This window comes from Bacillus sp. Bvel1 (assembly GCF_014872755.1).
GTDB classification, from domain to species: Bacteria; Bacillota; Bacilli; order Bacillales; family Bacillaceae; genus Bacillus; species Bacillus velezensis.
The window spans coordinates 608,315-622,061 of the sequence record NZ_JAAOBZ010000006.1 but is presented as its reverse complement, the minus strand read 5'-3'; the positions used below and the strand labels follow the sequence as shown (position 1 = coordinate 622,061).

At 44.5% G+C, this 13,747-nt stretch carries 17 protein-coding genes; 6 read left to right on the top strand and 11 right to left on the bottom strand.

The features are described 5' to 3' along the window. Positions 1-102: 102 nt before the first annotated feature. The gene (locus HAP68_RS07135) at positions 103-291 is read left to right on the top strand and encodes a YlaF family protein (RefSeq protein ID WP_003154504.1); all 189 of its coding nucleotides are present in this window, start codon (positions 103-105) and stop codon (positions 289-291) included. A gap of 311 nt (positions 292-602) precedes the next feature. Continuing rightward, on the top strand, positions 603-1,220 hold the full coding sequence (locus HAP68_RS07130) for a hypothetical protein (RefSeq protein ID WP_024085269.1): 618 nt from the start codon (positions 603-605) through the stop codon (positions 1,218-1,220). A gap of 42 nt (positions 1,221-1,262) precedes the next feature. On the opposite strand, the gene HAP68_RS07125 is transcribed toward HAP68_RS07130, so the two are convergent. The 4 genes from HAP68_RS07125 to HAP68_RS07110 are packed head-to-tail and all read right to left on the bottom strand — an operon-like array spanning position 1,263 to position 4,271. Then, positions 1,263-1,556 (bottom strand): zf-HC2 domain-containing protein, encoded by a 294-nt coding sequence (locus tag HAP68_RS07125; RefSeq protein WP_024085268.1) that lies wholly within the window; start codon positions 1,554-1,556, stop codon positions 1,263-1,265. Beyond that, positions 1,553-2,074 (bottom strand): sigma-70 family RNA polymerase sigma factor, encoded by a 522-nt coding sequence (locus HAP68_RS07120; RefSeq protein WP_024085267.1) that lies wholly within the window; start codon positions 2,072-2,074, stop codon positions 1,553-1,555. The genes HAP68_RS07125 and HAP68_RS07120 overlap by 4 nt, the downstream gene beginning before the upstream one ends. After that, positions 2,075-2,344, bottom strand: coding sequence for a hypothetical protein (locus tag HAP68_RS07115; RefSeq protein WP_024085266.1), 270 nt, complete (start codon positions 2,342-2,344; stop codon positions 2,075-2,077). Next, positions 2,334-4,271 (bottom strand): hypothetical protein, encoded by a 1,938-nt coding sequence (locus HAP68_RS07110; RefSeq protein WP_024085265.1) that lies wholly within the window; start codon positions 4,269-4,271, stop codon positions 2,334-2,336. The genes HAP68_RS07115 and HAP68_RS07110 overlap by 11 nt, the downstream gene beginning before the upstream one ends. Before the next feature lie 322 nt (positions 4,272-4,593). Here HAP68_RS07110 and HAP68_RS07105 point away from each other — a divergent pair, with 322 nt between their 5' ends. Further along, positions 4,594-6,159, top strand: a complete 1,566-nt coding sequence (locus tag HAP68_RS07105; protein ID WP_003154510.1) for a M4 family metallopeptidase — start codon at positions 4,594-4,596, stop codon at positions 6,157-6,159. 50 nt (positions 6,160-6,209) lie between these two features. Here the strand turns inward: HAP68_RS07105 and HAP68_RS07100 are convergent, their stop codons facing one another. The 3 genes from HAP68_RS07100 to HAP68_RS07090 all read right to left on the bottom strand — a co-directional run bounded on the left by HAP68_RS07100 (position 6,210) and on the right by HAP68_RS07090 (position 7,768). Continuing rightward, positions 6,210-6,662 (bottom strand): GNAT family N-acetyltransferase, encoded by a 453-nt coding sequence (locus HAP68_RS07100; RefSeq protein WP_003154511.1) that lies wholly within the window; start codon positions 6,660-6,662, stop codon positions 6,210-6,212. Then, positions 6,649-7,446, bottom strand: a complete 798-nt coding sequence (gene suhB / locus HAP68_RS07095; protein ID WP_003154512.1) for an inositol-1-monophosphatase — start codon at positions 7,444-7,446, stop codon at positions 6,649-6,651. Before suhB ends, HAP68_RS07100 begins: the two co-directional genes overlap by 14 nt. Positions 7,447-7,579: 133 nt before the next feature. Further along, positions 7,580-7,768 (bottom strand): hypothetical protein, encoded by a 189-nt coding sequence (locus tag HAP68_RS07090; protein WP_003154513.1) that lies wholly within the window; start codon positions 7,766-7,768, stop codon positions 7,580-7,582. A gap of 236 nt (positions 7,769-8,004) precedes the next feature. Here HAP68_RS07090 and HAP68_RS07085 point away from each other — a divergent pair, with 236 nt between their 5' ends. Continuing rightward, positions 8,005-8,637, top strand: a complete 633-nt coding sequence (locus tag HAP68_RS07085; RefSeq protein ID WP_014470447.1) for a DUF1054 domain-containing protein — start codon at positions 8,005-8,007, stop codon at positions 8,635-8,637. Positions 8,638-8,672: 35 nt separating this feature from the next. On the opposite strand, the gene HAP68_RS07080 is transcribed toward HAP68_RS07085, so the two are convergent. Continuing rightward, a complete protein-coding gene (locus HAP68_RS07080) occupies positions 8,673-8,939 on the bottom strand; it encodes a UPF0223 family protein (protein ID WP_003154515.1) in 267 nt (88 codons plus the stop codon). Positions 8,940-9,119: 180 nt separating this feature from the next. Between HAP68_RS07080 and HAP68_RS07075 the strand changes: the two genes are divergently transcribed. Further along, positions 9,120-10,592 (top strand): aminotransferase class I/II-fold pyridoxal phosphate-dependent enzyme, encoded by a 1,473-nt coding sequence (locus tag HAP68_RS07075; RefSeq protein ID WP_024085263.1) that lies wholly within the window; start codon positions 9,120-9,122, stop codon positions 10,590-10,592. Between the two features lie 48 nt (positions 10,593-10,640). Here the strand turns inward: HAP68_RS07075 and HAP68_RS07070 are convergent, their stop codons facing one another. Further along, positions 10,641-10,760 (bottom strand): GapA-binding peptide SR1P, encoded by a 120-nt coding sequence (locus tag HAP68_RS07070; RefSeq protein ID WP_003154518.1) that lies wholly within the window; start codon positions 10,758-10,760, stop codon positions 10,641-10,643. A gap of 113 nt (positions 10,761-10,873) precedes the next feature. Then, the gene (locus HAP68_RS07065) at positions 10,874-11,665 is read right to left on the bottom strand and encodes a polysaccharide deacetylase family protein (protein ID WP_024085262.1); all 792 of its coding nucleotides are present in this window, start codon (positions 11,663-11,665) and stop codon (positions 10,874-10,876) included. Between the two features lie 247 nt (positions 11,666-11,912). Here HAP68_RS07065 and HAP68_RS07060 point away from each other — a divergent pair, with 247 nt between their 5' ends. Further along, entirely contained in the window at positions 11,913-12,287 is a 375-nt protein-coding gene (locus HAP68_RS07060) for a hypothetical protein (protein WP_003154522.1), read from the top strand. A gap of 47 nt (positions 12,288-12,334) precedes the next feature. Here the strand turns inward: HAP68_RS07060 and lpdA are convergent, their stop codons facing one another. Continuing rightward, on the bottom strand, positions 12,335-13,747 hold the full coding sequence (gene lpdA / locus HAP68_RS07055; RefSeq protein WP_003154524.1) for a dihydrolipoyl dehydrogenase: 1,413 nt from the start codon (positions 13,745-13,747) through the stop codon (positions 12,335-12,337).

Genomic DNA, 13,747 nt, shown 5'->3' with positions numbered 1-13,747 from the left:
TCCTAAAAAAATTAGATAACTTTCATATTATACCACACATCCTCTTTAAAAGCGTTACGTTTTTCTGTAAACTGAAAGTATGACGTTAAAGGGGATGGAAATATGAAAAAATTGAATTGGCTCTTATTATTATTTGCATTCGCAGCAGTCTTCAGCATGATGCTGATCGGCGTATCAATCGCTGAGAAAAGCGCATGGGGTATCATCGGAAGCATTGTTCTCGTTATCGCCATGATGGGAAGCGGTTTCACCGTAAAGAAAAAAATGCGCGAACAGGGACTGCTTGATTAAAAGCATGACCCTTTGCAAAATTCCGTAAACATGGAAAGACAATATCTTATGAAGCCTGAATCAAAGATTCAGGCTTTTTTACCTCCTCAAAAACAGACTCCAGATGTAAGGCTTATCTCCCCCGCCGTCTAGTCAGGAAGCCGGGAATGACGGCCCCCATTCTAGTTACATCAGCAGATTCCCTCAGAATATACAGTCTGAAATAGTCCGGCATCGTTATGCAGAAAATACCATACCTCCTATATCAATTCCATCATTGTCTTTTTATACTTGTGACTGTAAGCAAATACACATGACAAGGAGAGAATGAAATGAAAACATCTTTTTTGAAGAAAACCGCTGTAACTGCCGCCGCAACCGCCTCAGCCGCCTTGCTTGCATTCAGTCCGCTTGATTCTGCCGGCGCAAAAACGATTCAGGCAAATGAACCGCATGCCCTGCAGGCTTCCGCAGAGAAAACACCGGAAGACACGGCAAAACTCATTGACATCATCAGCCAATCGATTTACGAAAAAGACGGCGTCTATTATTTTGACGGTGAAAAAGCGGTTGAATTGGGATTAGATAAAGAAGCCGCACAGACCATTCAAAAGCTGTGGGACAGTTCAACCGAATTTTTAACCGTTCTTTCTCAATGTATTGAGAAAACGGACGGCGAATATACATTTAATAAAGAAAAAGCGGTGGAGCTCGGATTTACGGAAAAAGAGGCCCTTATCGCTGATCAGCTGTTCACCGCTTTTTCCCAAAGTCTTCATATCCTTCAATCTGCGCTGATTGAAGAAGACGGTGTGTATACGTTTGATCAGGACCTTGCTGAAAAAGCAGGAGCAGGAAAAAAAGAAGCAAAGCTGTGTGCCGGATTCTTTAATTCACTGCCTCAGGACTTGCTTGAAGGCATTTATACAGCCTTTCATCCGGCTGAGTAAACGGATAAAACGCCCGGTCATGTCATGCAGCCGGGCGTTTTTTTAAATCAGCAGTTTAAAGATCAGCATGATAAAGAAAACAGCGCCGAACAAACAGGCTGCTTTTATCAGCAGCTTCCCGTAATACCGTTCCTTAAACCGCCTTTCTTCTTCTGCATAACAGGCGGGCTCCTTCATCTCGGGGCTGCCGAGGTCAAGCGGCTCCTTCATCATATGATATAAACTTTCGCACTTACCGCATGATTCAAAGTGGCGGGAAATAAACCGCTCCGTTTCTGTTTCACAATCGCCTTCAATATATAAAGGGAGTAAATCTCTCACTAAACAGCAAGTCATATCTGTCCGTCCTTCCTTTTTTCCGCCAAGTGCTGTTTCAGCTGCATTCTCGCCCTGTACAGAGTGCTCTTCACCTTCGAAAGACTCCAGTCCAAAACATCAGCAATCTCTTCGTAAGACAGCTCTTGAAATTCCCTCAAAATTAAAACGGTCTGCTGATCGCTTTTCAGACGCTGAATCTGCCCGGTCAGCGCATTCTGAGTGTCTGTCCGGGCGACGTAATTCTCCGGCAGTTCATATGTTGTTTGCTGAAGCCCTTCATTCAGAGTGATATCTGAAAATTGATATTTTCTATCACGTCTGTACCAATTGATGAAGGTATGATGGGCAATTGCATAGAGCCACGTTCTGATAGACGAGTGGCCCTTAAATGAATCAAGCCCGTTAAATGCTTTCATAAATGTATCCTGAGCGAGGTCTTTAGCGGTTTCAGCATGTTGTGTGCGTCTGTAAAGGTAATACATAATATCTTGATAATGTTCACGATACAGCTGTTCAATTGACATCTTGTTTTTCATTTAAAAGTAAAACCACACTGTCATCCAGATTGAGAGCACAATAAAGAATCCGTACAATCCATACGTCAGGCATTTCATGTATTTAATCTGGCGGATATCGCCGGACGGCGCATTCAAGCCATGTTCATTCTGCCGTTTTCTGTTTTCCGCCTCTGCTCCGAATAAATGCTCATGTTCTTTCATCCACTGGAGCGTGCCGCCTTCAAGTTCTCCTTCTTTATAAAGGTCGTATAAATCGAAGAAGACAGCCTTTTTTTCTTTATTGTTCATAAAGGTTCACCGCCTCGTAAGTATCCGCGTTCACTACATATACGTCATGACGGTTTGAACCGAACGGCTGAATAATGACGAGCCATGCGTTATATGTTACGCCGGCTTTCACCGCTATGACAGGCTTCACCCGCTTTTTGTAAATGATGCCGTTATATGCCCCCGCCACTCTTTTGAAGGCTGTTTCCCCGTCTCTGTATGTATGCGGGAATGTTTTGGCGCTTACCTGTCCGTAGAATGAGACCTCTTTCATGCCTTCTTCATTCCGGAGCGTAACGAATGTGCCTTCAGAGTTTTCAAAAACGAGAGTGCCTTCCGATTTGTCAATTTGTCTAAGTTTTGAAGTATCCGCGCCCAGCAGCAATGAAAAGAGCTTCTTCTGAAGTTCTGTTTTTGTTAAAACGGTGCTGTCAGGTGAGACTCTGATTTTCATAAGACGTCCGGATGCTGCATCAAATATCAGCTCTGTTCCGTTAGTCGCAGTTACGGTCAAACTGCTGCCGATCAGGCTGTTTATATCTGTATTTGTGATTTCAAATGTCTGATCAGGCATTTGCAGCGTACGAAAGGCGGCTTTTGATGCTTTCACTATGTCTTTTTCCGTCATATGCACCTGCGGCAGTGACTCAAGCTGATAAATAGACGGATCTTCTGAAAAACCCATAATGGTGTCTTTTTCCCAGTAAAATACTGTGCCTGAATTTTCGTGTTTCGTCCCTTGTCTTTTCGGCGCAATCTCCACGACAAACTGTCCGTCTTCTTTTTTCACTGTTGTCTGAATGCCTTGTGTTTTTATTTTTCGGCCGTGCGCCGACAAGAAATCCAGCGACTTTTTCCGGTATTCCTCTTCTGTAAAAGTGCGGCCTTCCGGTTTTTTAAGATATTGATAATTTGTAATCAATCGGGAAACCTCGTCCACTTCCGCTTCATAATCTTCCGTTTTAAAACGGTAAAAGTAATGGAGGTCCTGATTGGTCTCTGTTAAATAAATCGGATTCTCAGCCGGAAAAAATGACGTAAGGATCCGTTCCGCTTGGTCTGAAGTGATATGTTCACCCACATTATCAACAGAATCTTCAGCTATCGGCTTTGAAACCGCAAAAGCTGCATCGCCCGCATTGTATACCGGGTTCAAAAAGACAATAAAACCAGCGGCCGTTGCCGCCGCAAGAAAGCTTCTCGTCCGCTGTCTGATCCTGTCTGACCGATGAAATAAATGATGGGTCATCAGAAAACCGACCATCGTTAAATACACCGTAAATGGGAGAAGTCTGCCGTAATCTTTTGTTACACCTGCCGAGGGCGCAGCGAGCACCCACACCAACAGCCCGATGACCCCGGCATAAAACACGCCGATAAAAACGGGTCTCGGTTTCCAATACATTTTAAAGAATAAAACATTCATAGAAATCAGAAGTAGTAAAACAACCGTAATAAAACATAGCATCGAAACTATATCCTCCCCCGCCATCGCATCGGGACTGTTATTCCAGAAAGCGAAAAAACTGAAGATCAGCTGAATGACGGGCAGTGTCACCACAGTGAGATCAAAGGTATAAAATATGCCCTTTCCCCTCTGCTTCTGCGGCATGAGCATATAGTGAAACGCGGTGAGCAGCACATACCCATATATTAAGAGATGAACGATCGGAAGAAGCTCTCTTTCTTCCGATATCAAATAGTGCGCGCTAAAGCGAGTACTCTGCACCTGATGAACCAATTCAACTGTTATGCCCGCCAATAATACGGCCCTGAGCAGAATTCCTGAATAAAACCAAACTCTCTCACGACTGATTTTCGAATGAAAAGTCAGCGCGTATAAAACAGCAAGGCAGACGGCTGACCACTGAATGATCAACACGCTCTGTCTGCTTAAAATGAAATATCTGTCGAAATGCTGAATAAAATGACTGAAAATCTCTGACATCTGAAACAATCCTTTTCGTTTATTAAGGCCTCACCTGTTTAGACAAACGGCTATAAAAAAAGTTTTACAGATCGGAACATTTTTCCTCTATCATTTCTCCCGACTTCATTTGTCATTTTTTTCAGAATAAATCGCATCATTCGACTCATGTTTGATTCAACACGTGCCTCTCGGCTTATCCCCTGACGCTGCCCGCCTGAAGCCTTTACGGGACGATTCTATCAATTCATCAGCGAAGTCTAGTTTTATATTGCAGAATGAGAGAATGCTGGTTTATTATAACAATATAAGTTTTCATTATTTTCAAAAAGGGGGATTTATTGTGGGTTTAGGTAAGAAATTGTCTGTTGCTGTCGCCGCTTCCTTTATGAGTTTAACCATCAGTCTTCCGGGTGTTCAGGCAGCTGAGAATCCTCAGCTTAAAGAAAACCTGACGAACTTTGTGCCGAAGCATTCTTTGGTGCAATCTGAATTGCCTTCAGTCAGTGACAAAGCAATCAAGCAATACTTGAAACAAAACGGCAAAGTCTTCAAAGGCAACCCTTCTGAGAGACTGAAGCTGATTGACCACACGACCGATGATCTCGGCTACAAGCACTTCCGTTATGTGCCTGTCGTTAACGGTGTGCCTGTGAAAGACTCGCAAGTCATTATTCACGTCGATAAATCCAACAATGTCTATGCGATTAACGGTGAATTAAACAACGATGCTTCTGCCAAAACGGCAAACAGCAAAAAATTATCTGCAAATCAGGCGCTGGATCATGCTTTTAAAGCAATCGGCAAATCACCTGAAGCCGTCTCTAACGGCAACGTTGCAAACAAAAACAAAGCCGAGCTGAAAGCAGCGGCCACAAAAGACGGTAAATACCGACTCGCCTATGATGTAACCATCCGCTACATCGAACCGGAACCAGCTAACTGGGAAGTAACCGTTGATGCGGAAACAGGGAAAGTCCTGAAAAAGCAAAACAAAGTGGAGCATGCCGCTGCAACCGGAACAGGTACGACTCTTAAAGGAAAAACGGTCTCATTAAATATTTCTTCTGAAAACGGCAAATATGTAATGCGTGATCTTTCGAAGCCTACCGGAACACAAATTATTACGTACGATCTGCAAAACCGACAATATAACCTGCCGGGCACGCTCGTATCAAGCACTACAAACCAGTTCACAACTTCTTCTCAGCGCGCTGCGGTTGATGCGCATTACAATCTCGGCAAAGTGTATGATTATTTCTATCAGACGTTTAAACGCAACAGCTACGACAATAGAGGCGGCAAAATCGTATCTTCCGTTCATTACGGCAGCAGATACAATAACGCGGCCTGGATCGGCGACCAAATGATTTACGGTGACGGTGATGGCTCATTCTTCTCGCCTCTTTCCGGTTCAATGGACGTAACGGCCCATGAAATGACACACGGCGTTACACAGGAAACAGCCAACCTGAACTATGAAAATCAGCCGGGCGCTTTAAACGAATCCTTCTCCGATGTATTCGGGTACTTCACCGATACTGAGGACTGGGATATCGGTGAGGATATTACGGTCAGCCAGCCGGCTCTCCGCAGCTTATCCAATCCGACAAAATACGGACAGCCCGACCATTACAAAAATTATCAAAACCTTCCGAACACTGATGCCGGCGACTACGGCGGCGTGCATACAAACAGCGGAATTCCGAACAAAGCCGCTTACAACACGATTACAAAAATCGGAGTGAAAAAAGCGGAGCAGATTTACTATCGCGCACTGACGGTATATCTCACTCCGTCATCAAGCTTTAAAGATGCAAAAGCAGCTTTGATTCAATCAGCGCGGGACCTTTACGGCTCTCAAGACGCTGCAAGCGTAGAAGCGGCCTGGAATGCGGTCGGCTTGTAAACAAGAAAAGAGACCGGAGAAATCCGGTCTCTTTTTTATATCTGAACATTTCACAATGGCTTCACCATGATCATATATGTCTTTTCCCGATCGTCTTTTTCAAGCTTAAGCTGTTCAAAGCCGCATTGGCTTAAAAACAAAACCCATTCCTGCCTGTCCAGGGGAACGGCTGAAAACATCGCTTTATGCTCTCCTCTCAGCCGGCCCGCAATCTCTTCAATGACCGCGCGACCGATTCCTTTCTCTTTTGCCTCCGGAGCGACGGCCACGGTTCCGAGCCACGGTTTTCCGTTTGAAGGCGCCCATTCCAAATGAAAACTGACGGCGGCAGGAGCGCCGTCAATCTCCCATACGAGCCACGTTCCATTGTACATGGAGTATGCAAGCATAAACTCCGCCGCATTTTTTGTTCCGAACTCTTCGTTTTTCCACACCGGGTGTGATGCCGCCAGCTGCTCCAGAAACCCGAGATCTTCTTCTTCAAAATCTCTACCTGTCAGCATGTAAATAGTCGTCAAAGATAATTTTATGTATAGCCGGATTGCCCGCAAGCACGCTGTGGTTGTCTAAAAACGTGAACGGTTCGCCGTCTGTGGTCGTGTAAATGCCCCCGACTTCGTTCAGCAGCACGCAGCCGGCAGCGTAATCCCACGGCGCGAGCCTCATCGTAATGTATGCGTCAATGCGGCCGGCCGCAACACCGGCCAGCTCAAGTGCCGCCGAACCGTAGGAACGCGTTCCTCTGACCCGTTTTACAAGCGGCGCCAAAATACTCGGGTCAATCCTTCTGTTTTCCGTCACCCATGTGGCATTGATTGCAATAATGGCTTCTTCAATGGAAGCTTCTTTTAAAGGAGCAAGCGGCGTATCATTCAGATAAGCCCCTTTTCCGCTGAATGCGTGATACAGTTCGTCCTGCATCACATCATAAATTAAGCCGATTTTGCCTTTTCCGTCTTCAAAGATGCCGATGGAGATCGCGAAATGCCGCTTTTGATGGACAAAATTCATCGTCCCGTCAATCGGATCAATGATCCAGACGATTCCGTCAAGGGAGCGGAGTTTATCCCCCTGCCCTTCTTCTCCGAGAATCCGGTGTCCGGGAAAAGTTCCTTGTATACGGTCAATGAAAAAGCGCTCCGTCTCTTTATCAATATTTGTGACTAAATCATTCGGATTTGATTTTGTTTCAATCGTCAAGCTTTCCTGCATGGATTGTCTGATTCTCGTTCCGGCTTCTTTTACCCATTGTTTTGCGATATCATCAATTTCCGTCCAATTTGTCATACCGTGTACCTCTTTTCTATGTATAGCTTATTCTATAGCATACTGATAAAGGCGATGAAAAAGCAAGGAAAATGAAAAAAATGCCTTCTCACGTAAAAACGAACCATTTCCTGCGGTTCGTTTTTACTATTCTTTATCCGTTAAGCCGAATCCATTCTTTTCTGAGACGTTCCAGTTTTCTTTTGCTGAGATCGATTTGATCTTCATTCTCTTTTTGCATGGCCTCATACAGGGTTGCCAATTCATAATCAACCTCTAGTCTCCAGACAGCTACACGGTTATTTTTTTCCTCCCTGAATCCTTCCTTCACCACTTGCCTCATTGTCTTTCGCCCCTTCCAGAGATCATTTGTTAAAAAAGCATCCCATTTTTCCAATTCATTATTGATACTTCTTATATCGTATGGAAACTTATATTCGGCTGTAACAACATTCTTAAAATTGTGTGTTTACCTATTCGTTTTTTACCACCATTCCTCTCGGCTCAAACGTTCTCAATGTTTTTGCGGCCGGCGGCGGCTGTGGTAAAATATGAATACTTACGTTAAGGAGGAAAAAGATGACTCAGATGCGTTTTACAAAAGAAGACTTCGATACATTTACAATAGAAGGTTTAGATCCGCGCATGGAGGTGTTAAAAGAACAAGTCCGTCCGAAGCTGACCTTGTTAGGAGAGCATTTCGCACCGACATTGTCAGCATTGACAGGAGATGAAATGTTCCCGCATGTCGCCAAGCACGCGAGAAGATCTGTCAACCCGCCGGCTGACAGCTGGGTTGCCTTTGCCAACAGCAAACGCGGCTATAAGAAACTCCCTCACTTTCAGATCGGTTTATGGGACACCCATATGTTTGTATGGTTTGCCATCATTTATGAATCTCCGATAAAAGAGGAATACGGCAGATTGCTGGAAGCGAAGCAGGAGGAAATCACAAAACAGATTCCCGGTCATTTTGTATGGTCGCCGGATCATACGAAGCCAGGTGCGTACAAGCAGTCCGACATGGATCAGGAGCAGCTGAAAACATTATTTGAACGCCTGCAGACAGTGAAAAAAGCAGAGCTTTTATGCGGCATTCAGCTGCAAAAAGAAGACGTGATCAACATGAACAACAATGAATTCCTGCAAACCATTGAAGATGCTTTTAGGAAGCTTTCCTTTTTATACACACTGACTCAGAAAGTCTCATAACATAAAAAGCGGGCCGATTGCCGGCTCGCTTTTGTCTACATTTTGATAATCGCTTGATCTGATTGTTTCGCCTGTTTCACAGTCCGATACGGGGAATAGGTGCTGTCAGCTTCAAATCGGCTGCAGATTTTCTTTTCTTCCGCTTTCCCGGGAACGATTTCTTTAAAGCGGCGGTACGCATTCAGAAGTCTGTCTCGGTCAGCTCCTTTTTCATAGGCGTTTTCCACCTGCTGAAAAAAAGCAATGACATCCACGGCCTCCTCTGTCGTCCAGTCCTCATTCATCGGATATTGATATTCCAAATGTCTTCACTCCTTTATGATCATGCTCAAAAATAAGCATCTTCCATAGATCATAAATTGTTCTTTACTTTCTTTCAAGTTCATAATATAATTCATTTGTTTTACGTTTAAAAAACGGGTAATAAAACTGAATGTAATACAAACTAATCCGTAGGTATTATGATAAAGGTGGGAAAACAATTGCCGCAACATGAAACACCCCTGTACAGCGGACTGAAAAAGCACGCGGACAGACAGCCTGTCCAATTCCACATTCCGGGCCATAAAAAAGGCGCGGGAATGGATCCGGAATTCAGACAATTTATCGGAGAAAACGCGTTAAGTATAGATTTAATTAATATTGAACCCCTGGATGATTTACATGCGCCAAAGGGCATCATTAAAGAAGCCCAGGATCTGGCCGCGGAAGCATTCGGCGCAGACCATACCTTCTTTTCCGTACAAGGGACGAGCGGCGCCATTATGACGATGGTCATGGCCGTATGCGGACCCGGAGATAAAATCATCATTCCGAGAAATGTTCATAAATCCATTATGTCGGCCATTGTATTTTCCGGAGCGGTGCCGATTTTTATACACCCGGAAATTGACGATGAGCTCGGAATTTCTCACGGCATTACGCTTGAGTCCGCCGAGCGGGCTTTGACGGAACACCCTGACGCAAAAGGCCTGCTTGTCATCAATCCGACATACTTCGGTGTGGCAGCTGACTTGAGCAGCATTGTAAAGCTCGCGCATTCTTTCGATGTGCCTGTTCTTGTCGATGAAGCGCACGGCGTGCATATTCATTTTCATGATAAGCTTCCTCTGTCCGCCATGCAGGCGGGCGCTGATATGGCAGCCACAAGCGTGCACAAATTGGGAGGCTCCCTGACGCAGAGCTCCATTTTAAATGTGAGAGAAGGCCTTGTTTCCAAAGAAAGAGTACAGTCGATTTTAAGCATGCTGACGACAACGTCAACATCCTATCTGCTTCTCGCTTCACTGGATGTCGCAAGAAAACGCCTCGCTACAGAAGGCCGCGATCTTCTTGAAGATACGATTCTGCTGGCGGATCAGACACGGGAACGTCTCAATCAAATTGAAGGCATCCGCTGTGTCGGCGAAGAAATCACAGGGTCTAAAGCTGCCTTCAGTTATGATCCGACTAAATTAATCATTTCGGTCAAAAACCTCGGCCTGACGGGTCATGACGTTGAAAAATGGCTCCGCGAATCATTTAATATCGAAGTCGAGCTGTCCGATTTGTATAATATTTTATGTATTTTTACACCCGGAGACAGAGCAGGAGATGCCGACCGTCTTGTAAGCGCGCTTACAGACATTTCAAAGCAGGCTTCCGCAAATGACTATGCTCATCAGCAAGCGGAAGTTCTGCTTCCTGAGATTCCTCTGTTAGCGATGACGCCAAGAGACGCGTTTTACGCAAATACGGAAGTCATTCCGATAACAGAATCCGCGGGACGGATCATTGCAGAGTTTGTCATGGTGTACCCGCCGGGAATTCCGATCTTTATTCCGGGTGAGATCATTACTGAAGAAAATATCAGCTACATTTTTAAAAACTTGGACGCCGGCCTTCCTGTGCAGGGTCCCGAAGATGCCACGCTTGAAATGATCAGAGTCATCAAAGAGCAAAAAGCCATCCAATAAACATAAAGAAGCCCGAAACGAAATCGTTTCGGGCCTTTTTTACGCTTTTTACTCTTCTTCAAGATGACACTGGCATTGTCCGCAGCATGTTCCGTATAACGTCGTGACCTTCTCATCCTCAAAGTAATGAATCGCTTCGTTACAGTCTTGGCAAACAATTGTACCCATCTGTCATTCCCCATTTCTCAGAATTTGAAAACGCTTAATTTTCACTTGTTGTTATTATATTATTATGTCACATTTAATATGTCAACCGATAAATTGTATAACACATTTATTTTTTACGGTCTTTTTATAGCTCGAGGGTCAATCACGGTATATCCTTTATGACGCAATCCTTTTACAATGTCCGGCATGGCTTCAGCCGTCCATTTCCGGTCATGCATCAATATGTTGGCGCCGTCCCGCAGGTAAGGACTGCTCAGTGTGATATCGGTAAGCGCTTTTTTGGATTGATATTTCTGATCCCAATCATACCCGAAGGTCCAGTTCATTTTCACCATACCTTCTTTTTTTATAAGTCTGTCACTGTAGTCCGTATTGCTTCCGAAAGGCGCCCTGAAAAATGCGGGTTTCTCTCCTATTACCTTTTCAACCGCTTTATTGACGCCAATGATTTCTTCCCGTTGTTTTTGTTCGGAAAGATCTTTTAAGTTTTGATGAGTCATTGTATGATTTCCGATCATAAAGCCTAACTCATGAATATGCTTAAGCGCTTTCTTATTTTCATCTTTTTTCAAAAAATGTCCGTTTACAAAAAAGATCGCTGACGCATTGAGATCATGCAGTTTGTCCGCAATCTCAGCGGCATGCTGATCAGGCGCGTCATCGATCGTTACCAATGCGATCGGTTTTTTCTCTTTCTGTTCATCCATTTTTTCCACAGAAAAGGTTTTCGAATTGATATAGTAACGGGGCTCCGCCTTCTGTTTTTTCTCTTTTGTATGATGGTTTTCCCGTTTGGCATGATTGGCCGCGGCTTGAGAATGGGGTTTGTTTGTTTGCAGCTTTTCATTTGATTGGCAGCCGGCGAGTAAGCACATACATATGACGGCTGCAATGGCTTTATACATGCAATCCCTCCTGATATGGTTTTGCCCCCAGTATAACGAAAAAACAGCGCTCTCACGAAAAACAATGTGCCTTTTTTACACATCGGCTGTGCAAGTTGTCACACGTATTATTTCTTCATTAAAAACGGTTTCAATTATATAACAATTCAGTAACAAGCCTTAGGTTTTTCACCTCTCGTGATACACTTGATATAGTCCTTATAAATGGATGAACCAATATATTATATAAAACAGAGGAGTAAGATAGATGCGCTACCGTACGGTGATTCCCTTTTTTTTGATGCTGTTCGTTCTGTCAAGCTGTTCGGTTTCTACTGTCAGTCCATTCAAAAATAACCGGATCGACAGCATTCATCACACTCAAATCTTGTTTTTTTCCGATGAAAATCATATAGATAAAGAAGTTCCTTATTACGATGCGATTCTTGATTTAGAAAAGAAATATCCCCATCATGTCGATCAAATGAAGGTTTATGACAACAGAAAGGGATGGGAAGAGGAAATCAACACGTTCCCTGCGCTGATGGTGATCAATCATCGGCATGTGGTCATGAAGATTGAGGGATCCGTAAAGAAAAAAGAGGATATCATCAAACCTATGCAGCATGTGCTTGCACAATAAAAACAGCCCCCGCTTTTATAAACGGGGGCTGTTTCTTTGTTACATCATTATTTTACGATGTGGATCGGGCTTCCGATTGCTACTTCGGCAGCTTCCATAGTGATTTCGCCCAATGTCGGGTGAGCGTGAATTGTCATTGCGATATCTTCAGCAGTCATTCCGCCTTCGATCGCCAGGCTCAATTCAGAAATCATGTCAGAAGCGCTTGCGCCGGCAATTTGCGCACCGATTACAAGACCGTCTTCTTTACGGGTGATCAGCTTCATGAAGCCGTCAGTTTCGTTAAGAGACAGCGCACGTCCGTTTGCTGCAAACGGGAACTTAGCTGCAACGACTTCAATGCCTTCTTCTTTCGCCTGTGCTTCAGTGTAACCGACAGAAGCCAGTTCAGGCTCAGAGAATACAACCGCCGGAATACCGAGGTAATCGATTTCAGCCGGCTCTCCTGAAATAGCTTCCGCAGCGATTTTACCTTCGTAAGACGCTTTGTGAGCCAAAGGAGGTCCGTCAATGATGTCACCGATTGCGTAAATGTTCGGTACGTTTGTGCGGCACTGCTTGTCTGTTTTAATGACACCGCGGTCAGTCATTTCGATACCAACTTGCTCAAGGCCGAGCTCATCAGTGTTCGGACGGCGTCCGACAGTGATTAATACGTAATCAGCATCAACCGTTTTTTCTTCGCCTTTTACTTCGAATGTAACTGTTACGCCGTCAGGTCTTTCCTCAACGCCTTTAGCCATGGCGCCTGTATGGATTTCAACGTTGCCTTTTTTCTTCAGTCTGCGGGTAACGAGAGAACTCATTTGTTTTTCGAAGCCAGGAAGAATTTCATCTCCGCCTTCTAAAATAACCAATTCAGTTCCGAAGTTCGCATACGCTGTTCCAAGCTCAGTACCGATATACCCGCCGCCGATAACAACGAGCTTTTTCGGAATTTCTTTAAGCGCCAGTGCGCCTGTAGAGTTCAGAACGCGTTCGCTATATTTGAAGTTTGGCAATTCGATAGGACGAGAACCGGTAGCAATGATCGCGTTTTTAAATGTGTATGTTTGCGCAGAGTTCTCATCCATTACGCGGACAGAGTTGCTGTCTACGAAATAAGCTTCCCCGTTTACAACGTCCACTTTATTTCCTTTTAAAAGACCTGCAACACCGCCGGTAAGCTTATTTACAACAGAAGCTTTCCATTCTTGGACTTTTGTAAAGTCAACCGTTACGTTCTCAGCAGTGATTCCCATGTCATCTGAATGTTTTGCATTCTCGTAACGATGGCCTGCATTGATGAGCGCTTTTGAAGGAATACAGCCGACGTTCAGACAAACGCCTCCAAGAGTTGCTTTTTCAACGACTGTTACTTTTTGTCCAAGCTGAGCAGCGCGGATGGCAGCTACATAGCCGCCGGGTCCCGCACCAATCACAAGAGTATCTGTTTCAATAGGGAAATCTCCTACTACCAT

Excerpts from the sequence above, each read along its gene's own strand:
- HAP68_RS07070 (WP_003154518.1), bottom strand. The coding sequence starts at position 10,760 with ATGGGTACAATTGTTTGCCAAGACTGTAACGAAGCGATTCATTACTTT.
- HAP68_RS07085 (WP_014470447.1), top strand. The coding sequence starts at position 8,005 with ATGACTCAGATGCGTTTTACAAAAGAAGACTTCGATACATTTACAATA.
- HAP68_RS07125 (WP_024085268.1), bottom strand. The coding sequence starts at position 1,556 with ATGACTTGCTGTTTAGTGAGAGATTTACTCCCTTTATATATTGAAGGC.
- HAP68_RS07065 (WP_024085262.1), bottom strand. The coding sequence starts at position 11,665 with ATGTATAAAGCCATTGCAGCCGTCATATGTATGTGCTTACTCGCCGGC.
- HAP68_RS07060 (WP_003154522.1), top strand. The coding sequence starts at position 11,913 with ATGCGCTACCGTACGGTGATTCCCTTTTTTTTGATGCTGTTCGTTCTG.
- HAP68_RS07100 (WP_003154511.1), bottom strand. The coding sequence starts at position 6,662 with ATGCTGACAGGTAGAGATTTTGAAGAAGAAGATCTCGGGTTTCTGGAG.
- HAP68_RS07120 (WP_024085267.1), bottom strand. The coding sequence starts at position 2,074 with ATGAAAAACAAGATGTCAATTGAACAGCTGTATCGTGAACATTATCAA.
- HAP68_RS07110 (WP_024085265.1), bottom strand. The coding sequence starts at position 4,271 with ATGTCAGAGATTTTCAGTCATTTTATTCAGCATTTCGACAGATATTTC.
- HAP68_RS07135 (WP_003154504.1), top strand. The coding sequence starts at position 103 with ATGAAAAAATTGAATTGGCTCTTATTATTATTTGCATTCGCAGCAGTC.
- HAP68_RS07090 (WP_003154513.1), bottom strand. The coding sequence starts at position 7,768 with ATGAGGCAAGTGGTGAAGGAAGGATTCAGGGAGGAAAAAAATAACCGT.
- suhB (WP_003154512.1), bottom strand. The coding sequence starts at position 7,446 with ATGACAAATTGGACGGAAATTGATGATATCGCAAAACAATGGGTAAAA.
- lpdA (WP_003154524.1), bottom strand. The coding sequence starts at position 13,747 with ATGGTAGTAGGAGATTTCCCTATTGAAACAGATACTCTTGTGATTGGT.
- HAP68_RS07130 (WP_024085269.1), top strand. The coding sequence starts at position 603 with ATGAAAACATCTTTTTTGAAGAAAACCGCTGTAACTGCCGCCGCAACC.
- HAP68_RS07115 (WP_024085266.1), bottom strand. The coding sequence starts at position 2,344 with ATGAACAATAAAGAAAAAAAGGCTGTCTTCTTCGATTTATACGACCTT.